The organism is Lactobacillus sp. UMNPBX19 (assembly GCF_002553805.1).
Lineage (GTDB): Bacteria > Bacillota > Bacilli > Lactobacillales > Lactobacillaceae > Lactobacillus.
Map to the genome: position 1 here is coordinate 1 of NZ_PCYR01000003.1, position 17,595 is coordinate 17,595.

A 17,595-nucleotide genomic window follows, 5' to 3' on the forward strand; every position below is an offset into this window, starting at 1 on the left:
GTCCAGATGGACTTTTTATTTTTCTAAAGTGTTCAATTTGATTTTACAATCGGCGGATTTTTGAAAAATTACCAAATTTGTATGTAGGAGTTGTAGTGGCAAAGGAAGTCGATAATAGTCAGGATTATTCTAAAATTAATGAGCTACTCAATAAATACATGAACTTCTCACAAGAAAAATTTGATGGTGTGAATGTTAAGCAAAATGAGTAAATTATCCCATATAGAGAAGCGCTCAGAAAAATTGATATTAATCCTAATCGTTATCCTTGTTCTGCGGAAGCTTTGTTTAAACGGTTATCAAAAGGAAAAGACTTGTCTCACATCAATCCAATTGTCGATCTAAATAATGCGATTTCGCTAAAGTACACACTCCCCATGGGAACGCATAGTTTAGATGGAATTGAAGATAGTATTATGATGCGTGTGGCTCAATCGGGAGATAACTTTATTCCTCTTGGAACCGATAAAATAGAAGAACCTGATGAAGGTGAAGTTGTTTATGCAGTTGGAAAAGATGTGAGAACGCGTAGATGGACTTGGCGTCAAAGCGAGCATGGAAAGATTACTAATGAAACCCATGACGTTTTCTTCCCAATTGATGGTTTTACCGATGTGAATAAAAATACTGTAAATAAAGCCCGGACGGATTTAGCGATGAAGATTACTGAAATTTTTGGTGTAAAAACGCAAGTCGGGTATGTAGATCGTAATCATCCAGAATTTGAATGGGAATAATTAATGGCAATAAAGAATAATCGTAGCAAAGTAATTTTAATGATGGCCACGCTTTTGCTAGGAAGTTTTATTACGACTTTGGCAGAAACGTTGATGAACAATGGTTTACCAATGATTATGGAAGAAACGCATGTCAGTCAAATGAGTGCGCAGTGACTGAACACAGGGTATATGTTGGTGGCAGGAATGATAATGCCTTTAGCCGCATTTTTCATGCACCGTTTTCCTTTGAAGCGTTTGTTTACCATGACAATGGGCATCTTCTTAATTGGAAATTTAATTTCAACTTTTGCGCCAAACTTTATATTTTTATTGATTGGGCGTTTAGTTCAAGCTATTGCTGTGGGAATCAATATGCCGCTGGTTACGAATGTATTGACAATCATCATTCCGGCTAAAAATCGTGGTCTTGCCATTGGGATTGCGGGTATCATCATTAACTTGGGACCAGCAATTGGACCTACTTTATCAGGAGTAATATTAGAATTTTATGACTGACGCATGCTCTTTATTGTGTTGTTGCCATTTACATTTTGACCTTAATCTGTACACAATTTTTTGTTGAAAATGTGCTCGAACCTAAGAAGATAAGTGCAGATTTTCCATCTGTGCTTTATGCAATTATTGGACTGGGCTCACTACTCTATAGTTTAGGACGTTTAGGAGAAAGTGGCAGTAATGGAATTTATACAGCTTTATTTGCAATTGTTGGAATAGTTTTTATTATGAGCTTTATTAAACGCCAATTTAAGCTTGAGCAGCCACTCCTTAATTTACGTGCTTTTGCCTATAAGCAATATCGATTGGGGATTTTGATCACGTTGCTAGTATCAGGAGCGATTATGGCATCCGAGTTGATGCTGCCGCTCTCTAACCAGAATATTCTGAAAGTTAGCCCAATCATTTCTGGTGAAGTAATGATTCCAAGTGCATTGGCAATGGCGTTTTTATCACCATTTGCTGGAAGACTTTACGATAAAATGGGTATTAAGAAAATGACCATGATTGGGGCACTTTTAGGATTAATTACTGCAGTACCAATGTTTTTCTATAATGCACAGACTTCTCTAGGGTGGCTTACGCTACTTTATGCAATTAGATGTGCGGGACTAATCTTGTGCTACACACCTGCACAAGTTTACGCCTTAAATGCTCTGCCCCAAGAGAGCGTAGTTTCAGGAAACACAATTATTGTGACGATGGTTCAGGTTGCCAATTCCTTCTGTACGGCACTGGCAGTAACAACTAAAAATCTGGTTCAAGATCAGACAGGATCTGTTATCAGTGGCTACCAGTGGTCACTTAGTACAACGATATTAGTTACATTGTTGGCAACTTTGTTGATTTTTGGGATTAAAAAGCAAGAGCGATAAAAATAAGCTACTCATGAAATTGAATAGTTTTCTTGTATTTGGTTAACTAAAATAATAAAAAAGGAGGATAAAAATGAGCGAGATTAGCAAATTAACCGTAACCACACCAATAGGATTACTGCGGATAATTGCTACTGATGAAGCAATAGTCAGCATAAAACCTACTGGTCATGAAGAAAATATAGTGGGAAATGAAGCAGCAAATAAGTTAGCTCAAGAGTGTAAAGTAGAACTAACAGAGTATTTTACTGGAAAAAGAAAAAAATTTGATCTTCCTTTGAAGCAAGAAGGAACACAATTTCAAAAGAAAGTGTGGCAAGAACTTAAACAAATTCCTTATGGGGAGACAAAAACTTACGGTGAGATTGCTAAATTAATAGATAAGCCAAGGGCTGCGAGAGCTATTGGAAGGGCCACTCACAATAATTCGATTATGATTTTGATTCCCTGTCACCGAGTTGTCGGCGCAAATGGAGGTCTAACTGGCTATGCCTATGGTACGAAAGCAAAAAAGTTTTTACTTGAGCTTGAAAGGAAAAATAAATGATTGTACTAATAACTGGTGCATCCCATACTGGAAAAACTACTCTGGCACAGCATTTACTTGAAAAATATAAATACCCATATTTATCTTATTGATCATTTAGAGATGGGGATGAGCCGTACTGATTACAAAAAGCTTACATCTGAAGATGATGATCAACTTACGAACTGTTTGTGGCCGATTGTATGAGAAATGATTAAAACTGCGATTGAGAGTAAACAGAATTTAATTGTTGAGGGATGATATATTCCTTTTGACTGGCAAAATTATTTTGATGAAAAATATTTAGAGCAGATTAAATATTATTGTCTTGTAATAAGTAAAAAATATATCGAGAATAATTTTGCAAATATTAAAAAATATGCAAATAAAATCGAAAATCGGTTAGACGATAGTTGCTCAATAGAGGATATCTTAGAAGATAATACTCATTATTTACAAATGGCTAAAAAGTATGGTTTAAACTATGTGCTAATTAATGAGCAGTATAAGATTGAGATTGATTTGGATGATTAGAAAAGTAAAAACTCAGCTGGTTAATAAGTAATTAAGGACTAAAAAGCTTTATATGTTTTTATTGTCTGCTATATAGAGAAAATATAAGATATTAATTTTTGTACCATATAAAACAAAAAAGCTCCCGTTCAATTTGAACGAGAAGCTTTTTACTTAGTTAATTTATGTACTTTATGAGCCAAAACCATTTCTTTGTTTCGATCTTCATAAATTGCGTCTTTTACGTAGTTCCAGGGTGCCATTAGGCGACCTTTATTGTTTTTACGGAAAAGGAAATCAGCATGATGATTTTCAAGGTGACGTAGATATCTCTTAGCATTTTGAACCTGAGTGTGATGCTTTAGATTTAAGCGAGGTTCAAAATCAATAATCTTATGATCGGCATTAAAAATTGGTCTTACTTTATGATGCCAGTGACGAGCACTAGCAACATGACGACTAACTTTTTTGCCAGCCTCCACAATATTTTCTTTAGTGGCTAAACTATTCCGATCTTTTAACTCTGCATGTGGATCCAGATAGTAGTTCCCTAGACCATCTTGACGGTAAAGACGTAATTTTTTGAATGATTTATTTTTTTTGTCAGTCTTCACTTCAATAACGTCACCATTAGTATGGTTCATTAAATACATGTGATGTTTTTTAGTGTAATTTACACTTTTCATGATCAGAAATTCACCTCTTTATATATCTTATGAATCTATATTATAGACGCATTTTAAAGTAAAGTATAGTGATTAAAGTAGGACTTTAGTTATTTATAAAATTAATTAAAGTTTAGAGAAATAGTAGTAAGAAAAGACAGCTGAGATAGGCTTAGAACTGTCTTTTGTAAGTATCGTAAGGTCAACTAGCGGATAAAAATTTTTTAAGTCATGCAGTAAGTATTATAGCTACATATGTTTTAAATAAAAATTATGTATATAATTAAGAGATAAGATGAGTTCCTATCTCTTTTTTTGTGAAGGAATTAAGCTATGATAGATAATAAAAATTTGTTGCAGCTCCTAAGAATTGAACTTCAAAAGATGAATAAGGGTGATAAAATTAAATTTTTAACTTATAAAAAAGATCGAAGCATCCTTGTGGAAAAGGGTGGAGATACTTTTACAGTAGTTGAAAATGGATATCGCCAAATAGTGTGGGAAAATTTAACTGAAATAGAAGTTTTAAAGAGAATGAAAAAATTACAAAAGATAGAATTTCCACGAAGTAACAAATTATATTTAAGCAAGCAAAAATGACAGATTGTAAAAGGCTACAATCTGTCATTTTTACTTATATTCTATTTAATTTTGATATCTCCATCTTGTGTAGAAGCTGTTAATACATTAGTGCTATTTTTATTCTGTGTAAAAGTATCGCTAGATGAATCACCTTTAACTTTGATGTCCCCATCATCTACATTAAGGTTATAGCCACTAAAATTAGACATAGAGATATGAATATCGCCATCATCTGTGTTTATCTTAAAGCCATTTTTACTATTTAATTTGTTGATAGTTATATCTCCATCACTAGTATCAATTTTTCCACTTGGAGATTTTAAATTGTTAATATCAATATCTCCATCATCAGTATTCAAAGAAATAGGATTTGTGGTAGCAATGTTTTCCACTTCAATATCACCGTCATCTGTTGAAAGATTTAAACTCTTCAATAGGTGTTTTGGTACGGTAATAGTGATAGTAGGATCTCCGTTAATGCGGTGAATACCAGAGGCTGATTGCTTAATTGTTAGACTACCATTCTTTCTGCTAACAGTAGGCTTTAAATTCTTAGGCCCTTCGTATTCAACGTTATATTTATCGCCATATTTAACAGAAATGTCTGTTGCGGTAACAGAGACTTTTAGTTGATTAAAACCTTGATTACTAATAGTAGTTTTAATTTCCGGTTTATTGTTATTGTTGTTAGAGATAATAATGCTGCAAGCTGAAAGAGCCAGTCCAAGAGAGAGCAGCATAAAAATTAAGGCGAACTTTTTACTAATATTTTTCATAAAAAACTCCTAAGATAATAGTTAGGACTAATTATCTTATATTTATTGAGTAAAGTAAATTTAAATGAAAATTGGAGGGAAAGATAATGAAAAAGATGCCACCAATTCAAAAAATTTTAGAAGCTTACACAGCAATTGTGGATAAACATGTGGAATTAAAAAATAATGAAGCTTTGGTTACCTCATCAAATGGTGCAAAGACCTATACGGTAAGCTGGGAGGATAACATTTACCATTCAAATGACAATGCGACTTATTGGCAAGGTTATGCAGGGTATCCGATAATTGCAGTTTTGATGTTGCAAGGGAAAATATCCTTTGATCAAAAATTAGCTGATAATTTTACATCAGTTAACTGGAATGAAGTGAATGCAAAATTTAAACGTAACTATGCTAAAGCGGCCTCTGAAGTTATCAAGGAAAAAGGATTAGATGAAAAAGAGGTTATGGCTGAACTTGAAAAGGTTTATGGGGCTTTAAAGGATTTACCAATCACGATTAAACGCGGCGCTCTTCGTCCACCTAAGGCTAGTAAGTAATTAAGAATTATGGTAGTTTGCGCCCCAATCATCCATCGCCTTAATAACTGGAAAGAGTGTCTTTCCTAAATCAGTCAAGGAATATTCAGTTTTAGGAGGAACTACCGGATAAACTTTCTTGTTAATAATTTTTGCTTTTTCTAAATCTTTTAATTGGAGAGCTAACATTCTTTTAGAGCAGTCAGGAATTAATTTCTGTAATTCGCTAAAACGGCACACTTTTCTTTGTAATAGATAGTAAATGATAACACTTTTCCACTTTCCGGCAATTATACTTAAGGTATTTTCTAGTGAGCAACTAGAAGCAGATAATTTTTCCATTAATAACATTCCTTTCTGGTGAATAAATTGTGACTAGGTGAAAATAAATTCACGTCTTGTTACTTTTTAAAAGTAAGTTACTATAAGTAAGTGAAATATATAAATACATTAACTTGTAAAACTTATTTTGTAAATAGAGAGGTACAAGCATGAAAACGGAATTTAATAATTTATTAGCAAAACGTCGTTCAATTTATGCACTTGGGGATAATGTAAAAGAAACTCCTGAGGACATTTATACCTTGATTAAGGATACGGTTCGCAATTCTCCAACTGCTTTTAACAGTCAAACTGTGCGTACAGTTGTTTTATTTGGAAAAGCTTCAAATAAGGTATGGGACATTGTTGAAGACAGATTAAAATCTGAGGTACCTGACGAAGAAGCCTTTGCTAAAACAAAAGAAAAAATTGCTACTTTTAGAGCTGGATTTGGCACAATTCTTTTCTTAACTGATACAGCAATTGTGGAAAAGTTAGAAAGAGATTTTCCTCTGTATGCAGATAATTGTGCTGACTGGGCAGAACAAGGCATTGGCGGAGCACAACAAGCTGTTTGGGCTGCTTTAGCTGAACAAAATATTGGTGCAAGTTTGCAGCATTACAATCCATTAATTGATGATGCAATTCATGAAGCCTTTGATTTACCTAAAGAATGGAAACTTCGTGCACAAATGCCATTTGGCTCTATTGAAGCTCCAGCTGGTGAGAAAGATTATCTTGATGAAAATGAAGTATTTAAGTTGATTAAATAATAAAATACATTTTTTCAAGTAATTTCGTTAGGTTAAGATACTGATAAATTTGAACAAACAAGTGAAGTGAGAAGAAATTATTTTCTTCTCACTTTTTATTTTTAGAAAGAAAAAGAACCGAATCATTTGATCCGATTCTAATATTTTTACCTCCAGTCTAAGCAAAGCTCTTGTTTATGCAGTTCTTCAGGCAATTCGTCACGATCAGTTTTGTGATTATCTAGCTTAGCGCCAGTAATTTGTTTAGTAAATGAGTCAATACGACGATTTGAGTCACGTAAATCATAGTAAGTAGTAACTACTTTGTCATAATCACGTAGTTCTTTTACATCGAAGTCCTTGTTATATTTTCCTTCAAAACAAGTGAACTGTAATGGTAAACGTGGTTTTAATTGTGGCTTTTGATCAGGTACGCCAACTTGCATTCCTAATACTGGAAAAGTCAATTTAGGTAAATCAAGTGTCTTAAGCATTTCAAGTGGATGATCATTAACTGTTCCAAGTGGTACGTAGCCTAAATCCATACTTTCTACGGCATTAGCGACATTTTGGTAGGCAAGTAAGGTATCTTCCATTGCTTGGAAAAAGATATCAGTAGTATGCACACGACCATCATCCGTGCCAAGTTGTTTTCTAATTTGTTGATTACGATATAAATCAACGACAAAGATGAATAAATCACCTTCTGCACCAACATATTTTTGATTACATAGTTCTCTAATTTTTTTCTTTTGCTCAGGATCAATAATATGTATCAAGCTAGCATTTTGCATAAACATACTAGTTGGAGTTTGTGCAAAAACTGAGTATAAAGTTTCCAATTGTTCCTTATTTAAAGTTGTATCTTTAAATTTTCGAATTGAACGGTGATTTAATTGTGTATCAATAGTCTTGTTATGTATCATTTTCATCCTTCTTGCTAATAATTAGTAAGTATATTATAGCAGATAGTTATCATTATTTTTTTTTGTCATTAATTTTGGATAAAAAAAGATGCATAGGAGATAACTTCTATGCATCTTTGTATGTATTTATTTTTACCTAATCAAGTAAGTCATATTTTAAGGTCATTAAGCCGTGACCTTCGTTAACCATGTTTCCTAGTAATTCAACAGTATTGTTGTAAACTGTATCAGCCATCTTTTGATTTGCTTTGTTTAGCTTATCTTGGAGTTCATCGCCAGAGTAGTTTTCGATTTCTTTATCAGTTTCATGTTGAATTTTATGGCATTGAGCAAGACTCTTTTGTTCAAAATCGGCTTCTAATTCACCATAAACACGGAAATTAGTATCACCTAATTGAGCAGTTAGTTTATTCAACCAGAAGATCTTATTTAAATCGAATTTAGGACCAGTCTGGAAGCTTGCTGGAGTGGTAGTGATATTAGTGTAGAAAGGAACCATGCTGTTAAAAGTATTTGGTCCGAATGCTAACCATTGAACACCGGCAATTTCTTCTGGAACGTCATTTCTAATTTGTAAAATATGAGTTTCAAAGTTTCTATTAATACCAATTGGACGGAATGTCTTCTTTTGTTCAGGTGTACCTTGATCTCCATATGCATCAAAAGGAGTATCTTGATAGTGAGAACTTTCAGCCCATTTAATGTCTTCAATACTAATCTTGCGATTTGCGTGGCAAATGAATGGTTGATCTTGATCACTTGGCTCGCCACCAAAATTAGGATCAAAATAGTTATGGATATACCAAGCACGTGGATTATTGTAGTGCGCATCTTTAATTGTTGAGGAGCCGAAGATATGACGCAAGTTATAGCCCTCAAGGTCTGGATTTAAGTAGTATTCTTCAATTAAATCTTTTAAATCTTCTGATGAAGCAAAATCATCATTATCAAAATAAAATTCATCGATATTTAGACGGTTAGGAGCAATTACGTATGCATCATCTGGAATACGGCGAGCTGCCCAGTGGTGGCCACCAATAGTTTCAAGGTACCAAATTTCGTTTTTATCAGAAAAAGCCATTCCATTCATTTCGTAAGTACCATACTTTTCAAGGAGATAGCCTACGCGTTCTACACCTTCATAGGCAGAATGAATATATGGCAAAGTTAGAGTCACGAAGTCTTCTTCGCCTAGACCCCCTTTTTCAAGGAGGGGATCAATACCTTGAATTCTTGAATTAGTGGTAATAGTTTCAGTTGCAGTCATAGCAATATTATCTGAATTAATACCAGCAGCAGCCCAAATTCCATTTTCACCTGATGCGTCAGGTGCGCTAGTGTAGCGAAGTGGGTTAGGGAGAAGATCTTCATCGTCGATCTTTTGATGACTAATTACGCTTTCGTAGTGTTTAGGTTGATCAGCTGGCATTACTACATCAAATCGCTCAGGAATAATAGTACGGCCGCCATCTTCACTACGGGCTATCATTGTTGAACCATCAATAGTTGCATCTTTTCCGACTAAGATAGTAGTACATTCGGTTGGTTTCATAAATAAAATCCTTTCTGAATTCTTTACTTACTATTGTACGCGAAAATGTAAGGTCTTAGGAAATAATCTGGCACTAGTTAATGCTTTTCTCGATAGTATTTGGGACTAAGGCCAGTATAGCGTTTAAAAGCTTTTGAAAAAGTAAAGGCATCCGTATACCCGGTAATATTTGCAATTTGCTGAATAGCGTAATTACTGTTTAATAGTTTTTCTTTCGCTTTTTCCATCCGTAATTGGGTAAGAAATGCTTGTGGAGAAAGGTTCAGATTTTTCTTAAAAATGCTGTATAAGTAGCTTCGAGATAGGTCGAGATCATTACATAGAGCACTAATTGTACAAGTAGAATTAGCAGAATTTTGTTCTAAATAATTAACCGCTAGACGCAATTCTTCATTAGCGTTTTTAGCTTTAGAATTTAATTCAGCAGGATATTCGGTGATTAAGTGGTAAAAGAATGTATAGATTAATGACTCAATTAATACATCGCTAGCAAGGAAACTACGGTAGTGAAGTGAATCGAAAAGTTGTTTTAGGCTTTCGTAAGTTTCACTTGTTTGAAGCTGACGTAAATAATATTTTTTAGTCAACTTAGAATTGTCTAGTAATCCCTTGATTTTTATACCTGAAAAACCAATCCAGAAGTATGACCAGGGTTCAGTGCCGTCAGCTTGATAAAAACAAGGTATATCCTTTGGAAGAAGGAAAATATCGCCAGCTTTTAAGTTCACAGCATGGTGATTAGCTACCGAAAAGGTTCCTTTACCTGATTGAATATAGTGAATGACATAGTTGTTACGGACATTATTACCCTTGAAAAAGTAGTTTGGAAGACAATTTTCTTGTCCAAAAAATAAAACTTTAGTCTCAATACTGTGATTGTTTAATGTATGATATTCACCATTCATTGCTCTTATCCTCTTATCAAATTCCCATGTTAATGATGGATATATGTTTTCAAAAATATATTTAGTACTTATAATGATACCACTTTTACGGTAAAACATATCATTATGATTAAAAACAAATTGACATAATCTGACTTAATCTAGCTATTTTGTAAAGCGCATACATTATGCATAATAAATATTGCTGAAAGCGAATACAAAAAACTAAAAGAGGGAAGATTATGAAAGATAAAGATCAGGGAAAAATGTCACTGGGTGCTAGACTAGCATACAGTTTTGGTGCATTTGGTAATGATTCATTTTATGGATTACTATCAGGATATTTAATTATGTTTATTACCTCGCATTTATTTAATACAGGTAATGCGGCTGAAGATGCCAGAATGATCAGTATGGTTACATTGATTATCATGGTGTTAAGAATTGTTGAATTATTTATTGATCCATTTATTGGAAATGCAATTGACAGAACTAAGACCCAGTGGGGCCATTTTAGACCATGGGTTGTAGTTGGTGGTAGCGTTTCAGCTGTGATTTTATTGATATTGTTCACTAACTTAGGCGGACTTTATCAAAAGAATGCAATCTTATACATGATTGTTTTTGCAGTTCTATACATCACAATGGATATCTTTTATTCATTTAAAGATGTTGGCTTTTGGTCAATGCTTCCATCTTTAACAACTAATTCTAGAGAACGAGAAAAAACTGCTACTTATGCTCGTGTAGGATCTACTATTGGTGGTGGGTTAGTTGGAATTCTAGTTATGCCAGCTGTTATCTACTTCTCAGCCCGTCCAACTTCTACGGGGGATGATCGTGGTTGGTTCATTTTTGCAGCAATTATTTGCTCAATTGCATTTGTTTCTGCATGGTGTGTTGGTTTATTTACTAGAGAAGTTAACAGCGATATTCGTAAAAATAAGAAAGATACTAAGGGAATTATTGGTATTTTTAAAGCTTTATCAGGTAATGATCAATTAATGTGGGTTGCACTTGCATACTTATTCTATGGGGTTGCAATTAATATTACTGGATCTCTTGAAGTTTACTATTTTACATATATTATGGGAATGCCAAAAGCATTTTCTATTTTTTCAACGATTAATGTATTCTTAGGAATTATTGCGACGTCATTATTTCCACTTTTATCTAAAAAAATGAGTCGTAAGGCACTCTTTACTTCTTGTTTAGCTGTAATGCTTTGTGGAATGGGATTATTTGCAGTAGCTGGAAGTAATTTACCACTGGTTTTGCTTGCTGCCTCAATTTTTGGCTTTCCACAACCAATGGTATTTTTAATCGTTTTAATGGTTATTACTGACTCAGTTGAATATGGTCAGTTAAAACTTGGGCATCGTGACGAATCACTTGCGTTGTCTGTTCGTCCATTAATTGATAAGTTTGGCGGTGCCGTTTCAAATGGTGTTGTTGGTCAAATTGCGATTATGGCTGGGATGACTACTGGTGCTACTGCTTCTTCAATTACAGCAGCTGGTAAGCTTAATTTTAAAATAATGATGTTCGCTGTACCTGCTGTTATGCTTGTAATTGCAATTTTAATTTTTGCAAGTAAGGTTATTTTAAGTGAAAAGAAACATGCAGAAATCGTAGCTGAGCTTGAAAAGACCTGGGGCAAGAAATTTGATAAGGATAGTGATAATGATGTTGATAGTGATGTCCTCATTGCCACTCCAATTTCTGGTGAATTGATAAATTTAAACCAGGTTAATGACAAAACATTCTCATCTGGGTCAGTTGGACAAGGCTTTGCAATTAAGCCAAGTGATGGAAAGGTCCTGGCTCCATTTGATGCGACAGTTAGACAGGTCTTTACTACAAGACATGCAGTTGGGCTAGTTGGTGATAACGGGGTAGTTCTATTAATTCATATTGGACTTGGAACGGTAGAACTAAACGGAACTGGATTTGTATCATATGTTGAACAGGGTCAAAGGGTAAAGAAGGGCCAAGAATTAATTGAATTCTGGGACCCTACTATTAAAAAGGCTGGTCTAGATGACACGGTTATTGTAATAGTAACAAATTCTGGTAAGTTTTCAGATATTGACTTAATGGCGAAAACTGGTCAAGCCGTACAAGCAGAAGATAATATTTTAGAATTAAAAGTAAAGAAGGAAGAGCCAGTATTAGGAGGCGGAGAAGTTGAACCAACTAATTAATTTTGATAAAAAAAATAAAGTTTTTCATTTACATAATGATCAAATTTCATACTTATTAGCAGTTGAAGATGGAAATACACTTGCTCACGTGTATTTTGGTAAAACAATTAAACAATATCATGGGCAATTACGCTATCCGCGAGTAGACCGAGGCTTTTCTGGTAATTTACCGGGCTCACTAGATAGAACTTTTTCACGTGATTCTTTACCAAAAGAATACAGTACAGCTGGTGAAATGGATTACCATACTCCAGCAGCAGTAGTTCGCCAAAAGGATGGATCTAACGCACTATTTTTGACTTACCAAGATTATAAAATTGTAGCAGGTAAGCCAGATTTAGCAGGATTGCCACATTCCTTTGTTGAAAATAATGATGAAGCTGAAACTTTAATTATCAATTTACTTGATGAAAAGAGCAAAGTTGAATTTAAATTAGCTTATACAATTTATCGCGATTACCCCGTACTCACGCGCTCAGTAAAAGTTGTTAATGAGGGTGAGAAAGCAGTTAACATTGAAAAAGTTGCTTCAATGCAAATCGACTTTGTAGACCGTGACTTTGAATCAATTACCTTACCTGGTGCTCATGCACATGAAAGACGAGTAGAACGTAGCGAAATTAATCAAGGTATTCATGTCTATTCTAGTCATCGTGGTACTTCTAGTCATCAAATGAATCCATTTATGGCTTTAGTTGATAAAGCTACTACTGAATTTTCTGGGGATGCTTATGGTTTTGCCTTTGTTTACTCCGGTAATCACAAATTTGAAGTAGAAAAAGATCAATTTGCACAAACCCATGTCAATATCGGTATTGATGATTTCAACTTTAGCTGGGAACTAACACCAAATTCTAGTTTCCAAACTCCAGAAGTATTGATGACATATTCTGCTCAAGGCTTGAACAAGATGAGTCAAGCATTCCACAGTTTAATTCATGATCGTGTTATTAGAAGTAAGTATAAAGATCAAGTTCGACCAATTTTAGTAAATAACTGGGAAGCTACCTATTTTGATTTTGACGAAGAAGAATTGAAGCCAATTGTTGATGATGCGAAGGAAATGGGCATTGAAATGTTTGTTCTTGATGATGGTTGGTTTGGCCATCGTGATGATGATAATTCTTCATTAGGAGACTGGAGTGTTTTTGAAAAGAAATTCCCACATGGATTAGACCATTTTGCGGATTATGTTCATGAACAAGGATTAAAATTTGGTCTTTGGTTTGAACCGGAAATGATTTCAATGGATTCAAACTTATATCAAGAGCATCCTGACTATTTAATGCATGTTCCAGGAAGAACTCCAAGTCCATCTCGTAATCAATATGTTCTTGATCTAGGTAGAAAAGAAGTTCGTGACAATATCTTTGAGCAAATGAACAAAATTCTTGAATCAGGAAAGATTGATTATATCAAGTGGGATATGAATCGTCACTTGTCAGATATTTATGAAGCAGATTTACCAGCTGCAAGACAGGGTGAAACTTACCACCGTTATGTCTTAGGACTCTATGACTTGCTTGAAAGATTAGTTAATTCTTATCCAGATCTATTAATTGAAGGTTGTTCTGGCGGAGGCGGACGCTTTGACGCTGGTATGGCATACTACAACCCACAAATTTGGGCTAGTGATGATAGTGACGCAATTGATAGATTAAGTATTCAATATGGTACTAGTTTAGCTTATCCACAATCAATGATGACTTCTCATGTTTCAGTTAGTCCAAATGAACAAAATGGTCGAATTACACCATTTAAGACACGTGGAATTGTAGCAATGTGGGGTGATTTAGGTTATGAACTTGATTTAACTAAGATGAGCAAAGAGGATCGTCAAGCAGTTAAAGAGCAGGTGGCAGAATATAAAAAAATTAGAGAAGTTACTCAGTATGGCACTTTTTATCGTTTAAAGAGTGCTCAAACCAGTAATCAATGTGCCTGGGAAACTGTTTCGAAAGATAAAACTGAAGCTGTTTTATCAGTAGTTAAAGTAATGGCAAGTGCTCAGCCATATTTAACTAAGACCAAGATGGTCGGACTTGCCCCAGAAAAGTACTATGAAGATCAAAATACTCATGAGGTATACGGCGGAGATGAATTGATGAATTTAGGAATTTATGATCCAGTTGAACACGGTGATTTCAAGGCCTATATTTATCACTTTAAAGCAATAGATTAGGAATATAGTAATGGCAATTTCAAATAAAGTAATGCTCATAACCTATCCAGATAGTTTAGGTAAAAATATTAAAGATTTAGATGACGTACTGCACACAGACTTAAAAGGTGCTGTTGGAGGAGTTCACTTGTTACCATTCTTTCCCTCAACTGGTGACCGCGGCTTTGCTCCAACGGATTATTCAATGGTTGATCCTCAATTTGGGGACTGGTCGGACGTTGAAAAGTTAGGCGAAGAATACTATCTTATGTTTGATTTTATGATTAATCATATTTCTCGCCAGTCTAAATATTACCGTAACTTTCAAAAAAATAAGGATCAAAGTCCATATGCTGATTTATTTTTGAGTTGGGATAAGTTCTGGCCTAAGAATCGACCAACGCAAAAAGATATTGACCTTATTTACAAGAGAAAAGATCGTGCTCCATATCAGGAAATTATTTTTGCGGATGGAAGTAAGGAAAAACTCTGGAATACTTTCGGTGAAGAGCAAATTGATCTTGATGTTCGCAAAGATGTAACTAAACAGTTTATTAAGCAGACTTTAAATAATTTAATTGATCATGGCAGTGACATCATTCGACTAGATGCGTTTGCTTATGCTGTTAAGAAGCTAGATACTAATGACTTTTTCGTAGAACCAGAAATTTGGGATCTATTGAAAGAAGTTCAAGATGATATTTCAGCTAAAGGCGCGCTAATTTTGCCTGAAATTCATGAACACTATTCAATGCCATTTAAGATTGCAAGACATGGTTACTTTATTTATGATTTTGCCTTACCAATGGTGGTGCTTTATTCACTATATAGCGGTAAAAGTCAGCGTCTTGCTTCATGGCTAAAAAAGAGTCCAATGAAGCAGTTTACGACATTAGATACTCATGATGGAATTGGTGTAGTAGATGCTCGTGATATCTTAACTCCGAATGAGATAGAATACACAAGCAATGAATTGTATAAGGTCGGCGCTAATGTTAAAAAGAAATACTCAAGTGCGGAATATCATAACCTCGATATTTATCAAATAAACTCTACTTTCTACTCTGCACTTGGTGATGATGATAAAAAATACTTTATGGCTCGACTTTTACAAGTATTTGCACCTGGAATTCCCCAAGTCTATTATGTTGGAATGCTTGCTGGTAAAAATGATATTGAACTTCTTGAAAAGACAAAAGAAGGTCGAAATATTAATCGTCATTATTATAGTCGTGAAGAAATTCATGAAGAAGTTCAACGTCCTGTTGTTAGTTCTTTAATTAACTTATTAAGATTTAGAAATAATGAAGCGGCATTTGATTTGAATGGAAGTATTGAGGTTACTACTCCTACTGAAAATGAAATTCATATTATCCGTTTGAATCAGGACAAAACACGAAAAGCAGAATTACGTGCAAACTTAGAAACCTTAGCTTATAAAGTGTTAGTGAATGGGCGAGAGATGGCTTTTTAATACAAACTATAAATATTTTTGAAGAAGAATTAGGTAGAAATTGCTTAATTCTTTTTTTTGAAGCAGATCTAGAAACTAAGTTTATAGACAATATAAGGTATAATTTGATTAATGAAAAAATTCTGCAAGCATGGGAGGAATTTATAGATGAATTATGGAGAAAAATCACCTGCACTTTGGGATGCAATTAAAAGTGAAGAGAAAAGACAAGAAGATACAATTGAATTAATTGCATCAGAAAATATTGTTTCCGATTCTGTCAGAGAAGCACAAGGATCTGTTCTCACCAATAAATACGCAGAAGGATATCCGGGAAAGAGATATTATGGTGGCTGTCAATATATTGATAAGGTAGAACAATTGGCAATTGACTATGCCAAAAAATTATTTAATGCAGAATATGCCAATGTTCAGCCTCATTCTGGTTCACAGGCAAACATGACAGTTTATAATGCTTTGTTAAAGCCAGGAGATACAATTTTAGGAATGGGTATGGATGCTGGTGGGCATCTTACGCATGGGGCGAAGGTTAACTTTTCAGGGAAAATTTTTAATTCTATTAGTTATGACCTAAATCCTGAAACTGAAGAATTGGATTTTGAGCGAATTAGACAGATTGCTATAGAGAAGAAGCCAAAATTAATTATTGCTGGCGCTTCTGCTTATAGCAGAATTATTGATTGGCAGAAGTTTCGTGATATTGCGGATGAAGTTGGTGCCTATCTAATGGTTGATATGGCGCATATTGCAGGCTTAGTTGCAACTGGAGCACATCCGAGCCCAATACCTATAGCTGACGTTGTTACAACAACCACACATAAAACTTTACGTGGTCCGCGTGGAGGGATGATTTTATCTAACAATAAAGAATTAGGGAAGAAAATTGATTCAGCTCTCTTTCCAGGAACGCAAGGTGGACCATTAGAGCATGTTATTGCTGCAAAGGCTCAAGCTTTTTATGAAGATTTACAGCCAGAATTTACTCAATACATTGATCAAGTAATTAAGAATTCAAAAGCCATGGCTGAAGAATTTAAAAATAGCAAAAATATTCGCGTGGTTTCAGGTGGAACTGATAATCACTTGATGATTATTGATATTACCAAGACCGGCGTAACAGGAAAAGATGCCCAAAATTTACTAGACTCTGTGAATATTACGACTAACAAAGAATCTATTCCTGGCGATAAACGAAGTCCATTTATTACTAGTGGATTGAGAATTGGAACACCAGCAATAACTAGTCGGGGCTTTAAGGAATCTGATGCTAAAGAAGTTGCTAAAATAATTATTGAAGTTTTGGATAATCCTGAAGATGCAGGAGTCCTAGCTCAGGCAAAAGAAAGAGTTAAGGGGTTAATTCAGAGATATCCGATCAAATAAAAGCTATTGACAGAAAAATATAAGCCAATTACAATATAATTAAATTTTTTAAGGAGTAGTTAATTATGAATACACAAGCTAAGTTTATGAAAAATAATCGTTGGCAAGGCCAGTAAATCAGGTTGTTAAGCAAGATGCAACCTGAAAGATTCAGATTGTATCTGTGCTGGCTGTGTATTTATTGTGGTCTGCATGGAGTAACATGCAGACCTTTTTCTTTTTGTGATAAAAAAGTAACAGGAATCTGC

General features: G+C 34.5%; 18 protein-coding genes and 1 pseudogene. 13 read left to right on the top strand and 6 right to left on the bottom strand.

The annotated features are described in order from the left end of the window. Positions 1-215: 215 nt before the first annotated feature. The 6 genes and pseudogenes from CP370_RS01450 to CP370_RS01470 all read left to right on the top strand — a co-directional run bounded on the left by CP370_RS01450 (position 216) and on the right by CP370_RS01470 (position 3,170). Entirely contained in the window at positions 216-737 is a 522-nt protein-coding gene (locus CP370_RS01450) for a B3/4 domain-containing protein (RefSeq protein WP_255408019.1), read from the top strand. 3 nt (positions 738-740) lie between these two features. After that, positions 741-893, top strand: a complete 153-nt coding sequence (locus CP370_RS09925; RefSeq protein WP_223658185.1) for a hypothetical protein — start codon at positions 741-743, stop codon at positions 891-893. Between the two features lie 36 nt (positions 894-929). Beyond that, complete coding sequence (locus CP370_RS09930; RefSeq protein ID WP_232457407.1) at positions 930-1,235, top strand: MFS transporter; 306 nt, start codon at positions 930-932, stop codon at positions 1,233-1,235. Between the two features lie 110 nt (positions 1,236-1,345). Then, positions 1,346-2,110 carry an MFS transporter gene (locus CP370_RS09935; RefSeq protein WP_232458508.1) on the top strand — a complete coding sequence of 255 codons (765 nt, stop codon included), beginning with the start codon at positions 1,346-1,348 and terminating at the stop codon, positions 2,108-2,110. A gap of 73 nt (positions 2,111-2,183) precedes the next feature. Beyond that, positions 2,184-2,657, top strand: coding sequence for a methylated-DNA--[protein]-cysteine S-methyltransferase (locus CP370_RS01465; RefSeq protein WP_087713296.1), 474 nt, complete (start codon positions 2,184-2,186; stop codon positions 2,655-2,657). Continuing rightward, positions 2,654-3,170, top strand: a pseudogene (locus CP370_RS01470) (AAA family ATPase). The gene CP370_RS01465 and the pseudogene CP370_RS01470 overlap by 4 nt, the downstream one beginning before the upstream one ends. A gap of 149 nt (positions 3,171-3,319) precedes the next feature. On the opposite strand, the gene CP370_RS01475 reads toward CP370_RS01470, so the two are convergent. Then, positions 3,320-3,835, bottom strand: a complete 516-nt coding sequence (locus CP370_RS01475; RefSeq protein ID WP_011161442.1) for a hypothetical protein — start codon at positions 3,833-3,835, stop codon at positions 3,320-3,322. 312 nt (positions 3,836-4,147) lie between these two features. Between CP370_RS01475 and CP370_RS01480 the strand changes: the two genes are divergently transcribed. Further along, complete coding sequence (locus tag CP370_RS01480; RefSeq protein WP_087713295.1) at positions 4,148-4,414, top strand: hypothetical protein; 267 nt, start codon at positions 4,148-4,150, stop codon at positions 4,412-4,414. Between the two features lie 41 nt (positions 4,415-4,455). Here CP370_RS01480 and CP370_RS01485 read toward each other — a convergent pair whose 3' ends face one another. Beyond that, positions 4,456-5,172, bottom strand: coding sequence for a DUF4097 family beta strand repeat-containing protein (locus CP370_RS01485; protein ID WP_087713294.1), 717 nt, complete (start codon positions 5,170-5,172; stop codon positions 4,456-4,458). 86 nt (positions 5,173-5,258) lie between these two features. Between CP370_RS01485 and CP370_RS01490 the strand changes: the two genes are divergently transcribed. After that, positions 5,259-5,711, top strand: a complete 453-nt coding sequence (locus CP370_RS01490; protein ID WP_087713293.1) for a hypothetical protein — start codon at positions 5,259-5,261, stop codon at positions 5,709-5,711. Here the strand turns inward: CP370_RS01490 and CP370_RS01495 are convergent, their stop codons facing one another. Continuing rightward, on the bottom strand, positions 5,712-6,032 hold the full coding sequence (locus CP370_RS01495) for a helix-turn-helix domain-containing protein (protein ID WP_012845615.1): 321 nt from the start codon (positions 6,030-6,032) through the stop codon (positions 5,712-5,714). It lies immediately after the preceding gene. A gap of 149 nt (positions 6,033-6,181) precedes the next feature. On the opposite strand from CP370_RS01495, the gene CP370_RS01500 reads away from it, so the two are divergent. Continuing rightward, a complete protein-coding gene (locus tag CP370_RS01500) occupies positions 6,182-6,784 on the top strand; it encodes a nitroreductase family protein (RefSeq protein WP_087284817.1) in 603 nt (200 codons plus the stop codon). 146 nt (positions 6,785-6,930) lie between these two features. Here CP370_RS01500 and CP370_RS01505 read toward each other — a convergent pair whose 3' ends face one another. The 3 genes from CP370_RS01505 to CP370_RS01515 form a co-directional block, all read right to left on the bottom strand. Beyond that, entirely contained in the window at positions 6,931-7,689 is a 759-nt protein-coding gene (locus tag CP370_RS01505; RefSeq protein ID WP_087713292.1) for an NADPH-dependent oxidoreductase, read from the bottom strand. A 136-nt stretch (positions 7,690-7,825) separates the two neighbouring features. Then, a complete protein-coding gene (locus tag CP370_RS01510) occupies positions 7,826-9,241 on the bottom strand; it encodes a C69 family dipeptidase (protein WP_087284813.1) in 1,416 nt (471 codons plus the stop codon). Positions 9,242-9,318: 77 nt separating this feature from the next. After that, a complete protein-coding gene (locus CP370_RS01515; protein WP_087713291.1) occupies positions 9,319-10,146 on the bottom strand; it encodes an AraC family ligand binding domain-containing protein in 828 nt (275 codons plus the stop codon). Between the two features lie 221 nt (positions 10,147-10,367). Here CP370_RS01515 and CP370_RS01520 point away from each other — a divergent pair, with 221 nt between their 5' ends. The 4 genes from CP370_RS01520 to glyA all read left to right on the top strand — a co-directional run bounded on the left by CP370_RS01520 (position 10,368) and on the right by glyA (position 17,347). Next, complete coding sequence (locus CP370_RS01520; protein WP_004895943.1) at positions 10,368-12,329, top strand: PTS sugar transporter subunit IIA; 1,962 nt, start codon at positions 10,368-10,370, stop codon at positions 12,327-12,329. Then, a complete protein-coding gene (locus CP370_RS01525) occupies positions 12,313-14,511 on the top strand; it encodes an alpha-galactosidase (RefSeq protein ID WP_087713290.1) in 2,199 nt (732 codons plus the stop codon). The genes CP370_RS01520 and CP370_RS01525 overlap by 17 nt, the downstream gene beginning before the upstream one ends. A 10-nt stretch (positions 14,512-14,521) precedes the next feature. Beyond that, on the top strand, positions 14,522-15,964 hold the full coding sequence (gene gtfA / locus CP370_RS01530; RefSeq protein WP_004895941.1) for a sucrose phosphorylase: 1,443 nt from the start codon (positions 14,522-14,524) through the stop codon (positions 15,962-15,964). Between the two features lie 147 nt (positions 15,965-16,111). After that, positions 16,112-17,347: a serine hydroxymethyltransferase gene (gene glyA, locus CP370_RS01535; protein WP_004895940.1), complete on the top strand. Its 1,236-nt coding sequence runs from the start codon at positions 16,112-16,114 to the stop codon at positions 17,345-17,347. The last annotated feature ends 248 nt before the right edge of the window (positions 17,348-17,595 follow it).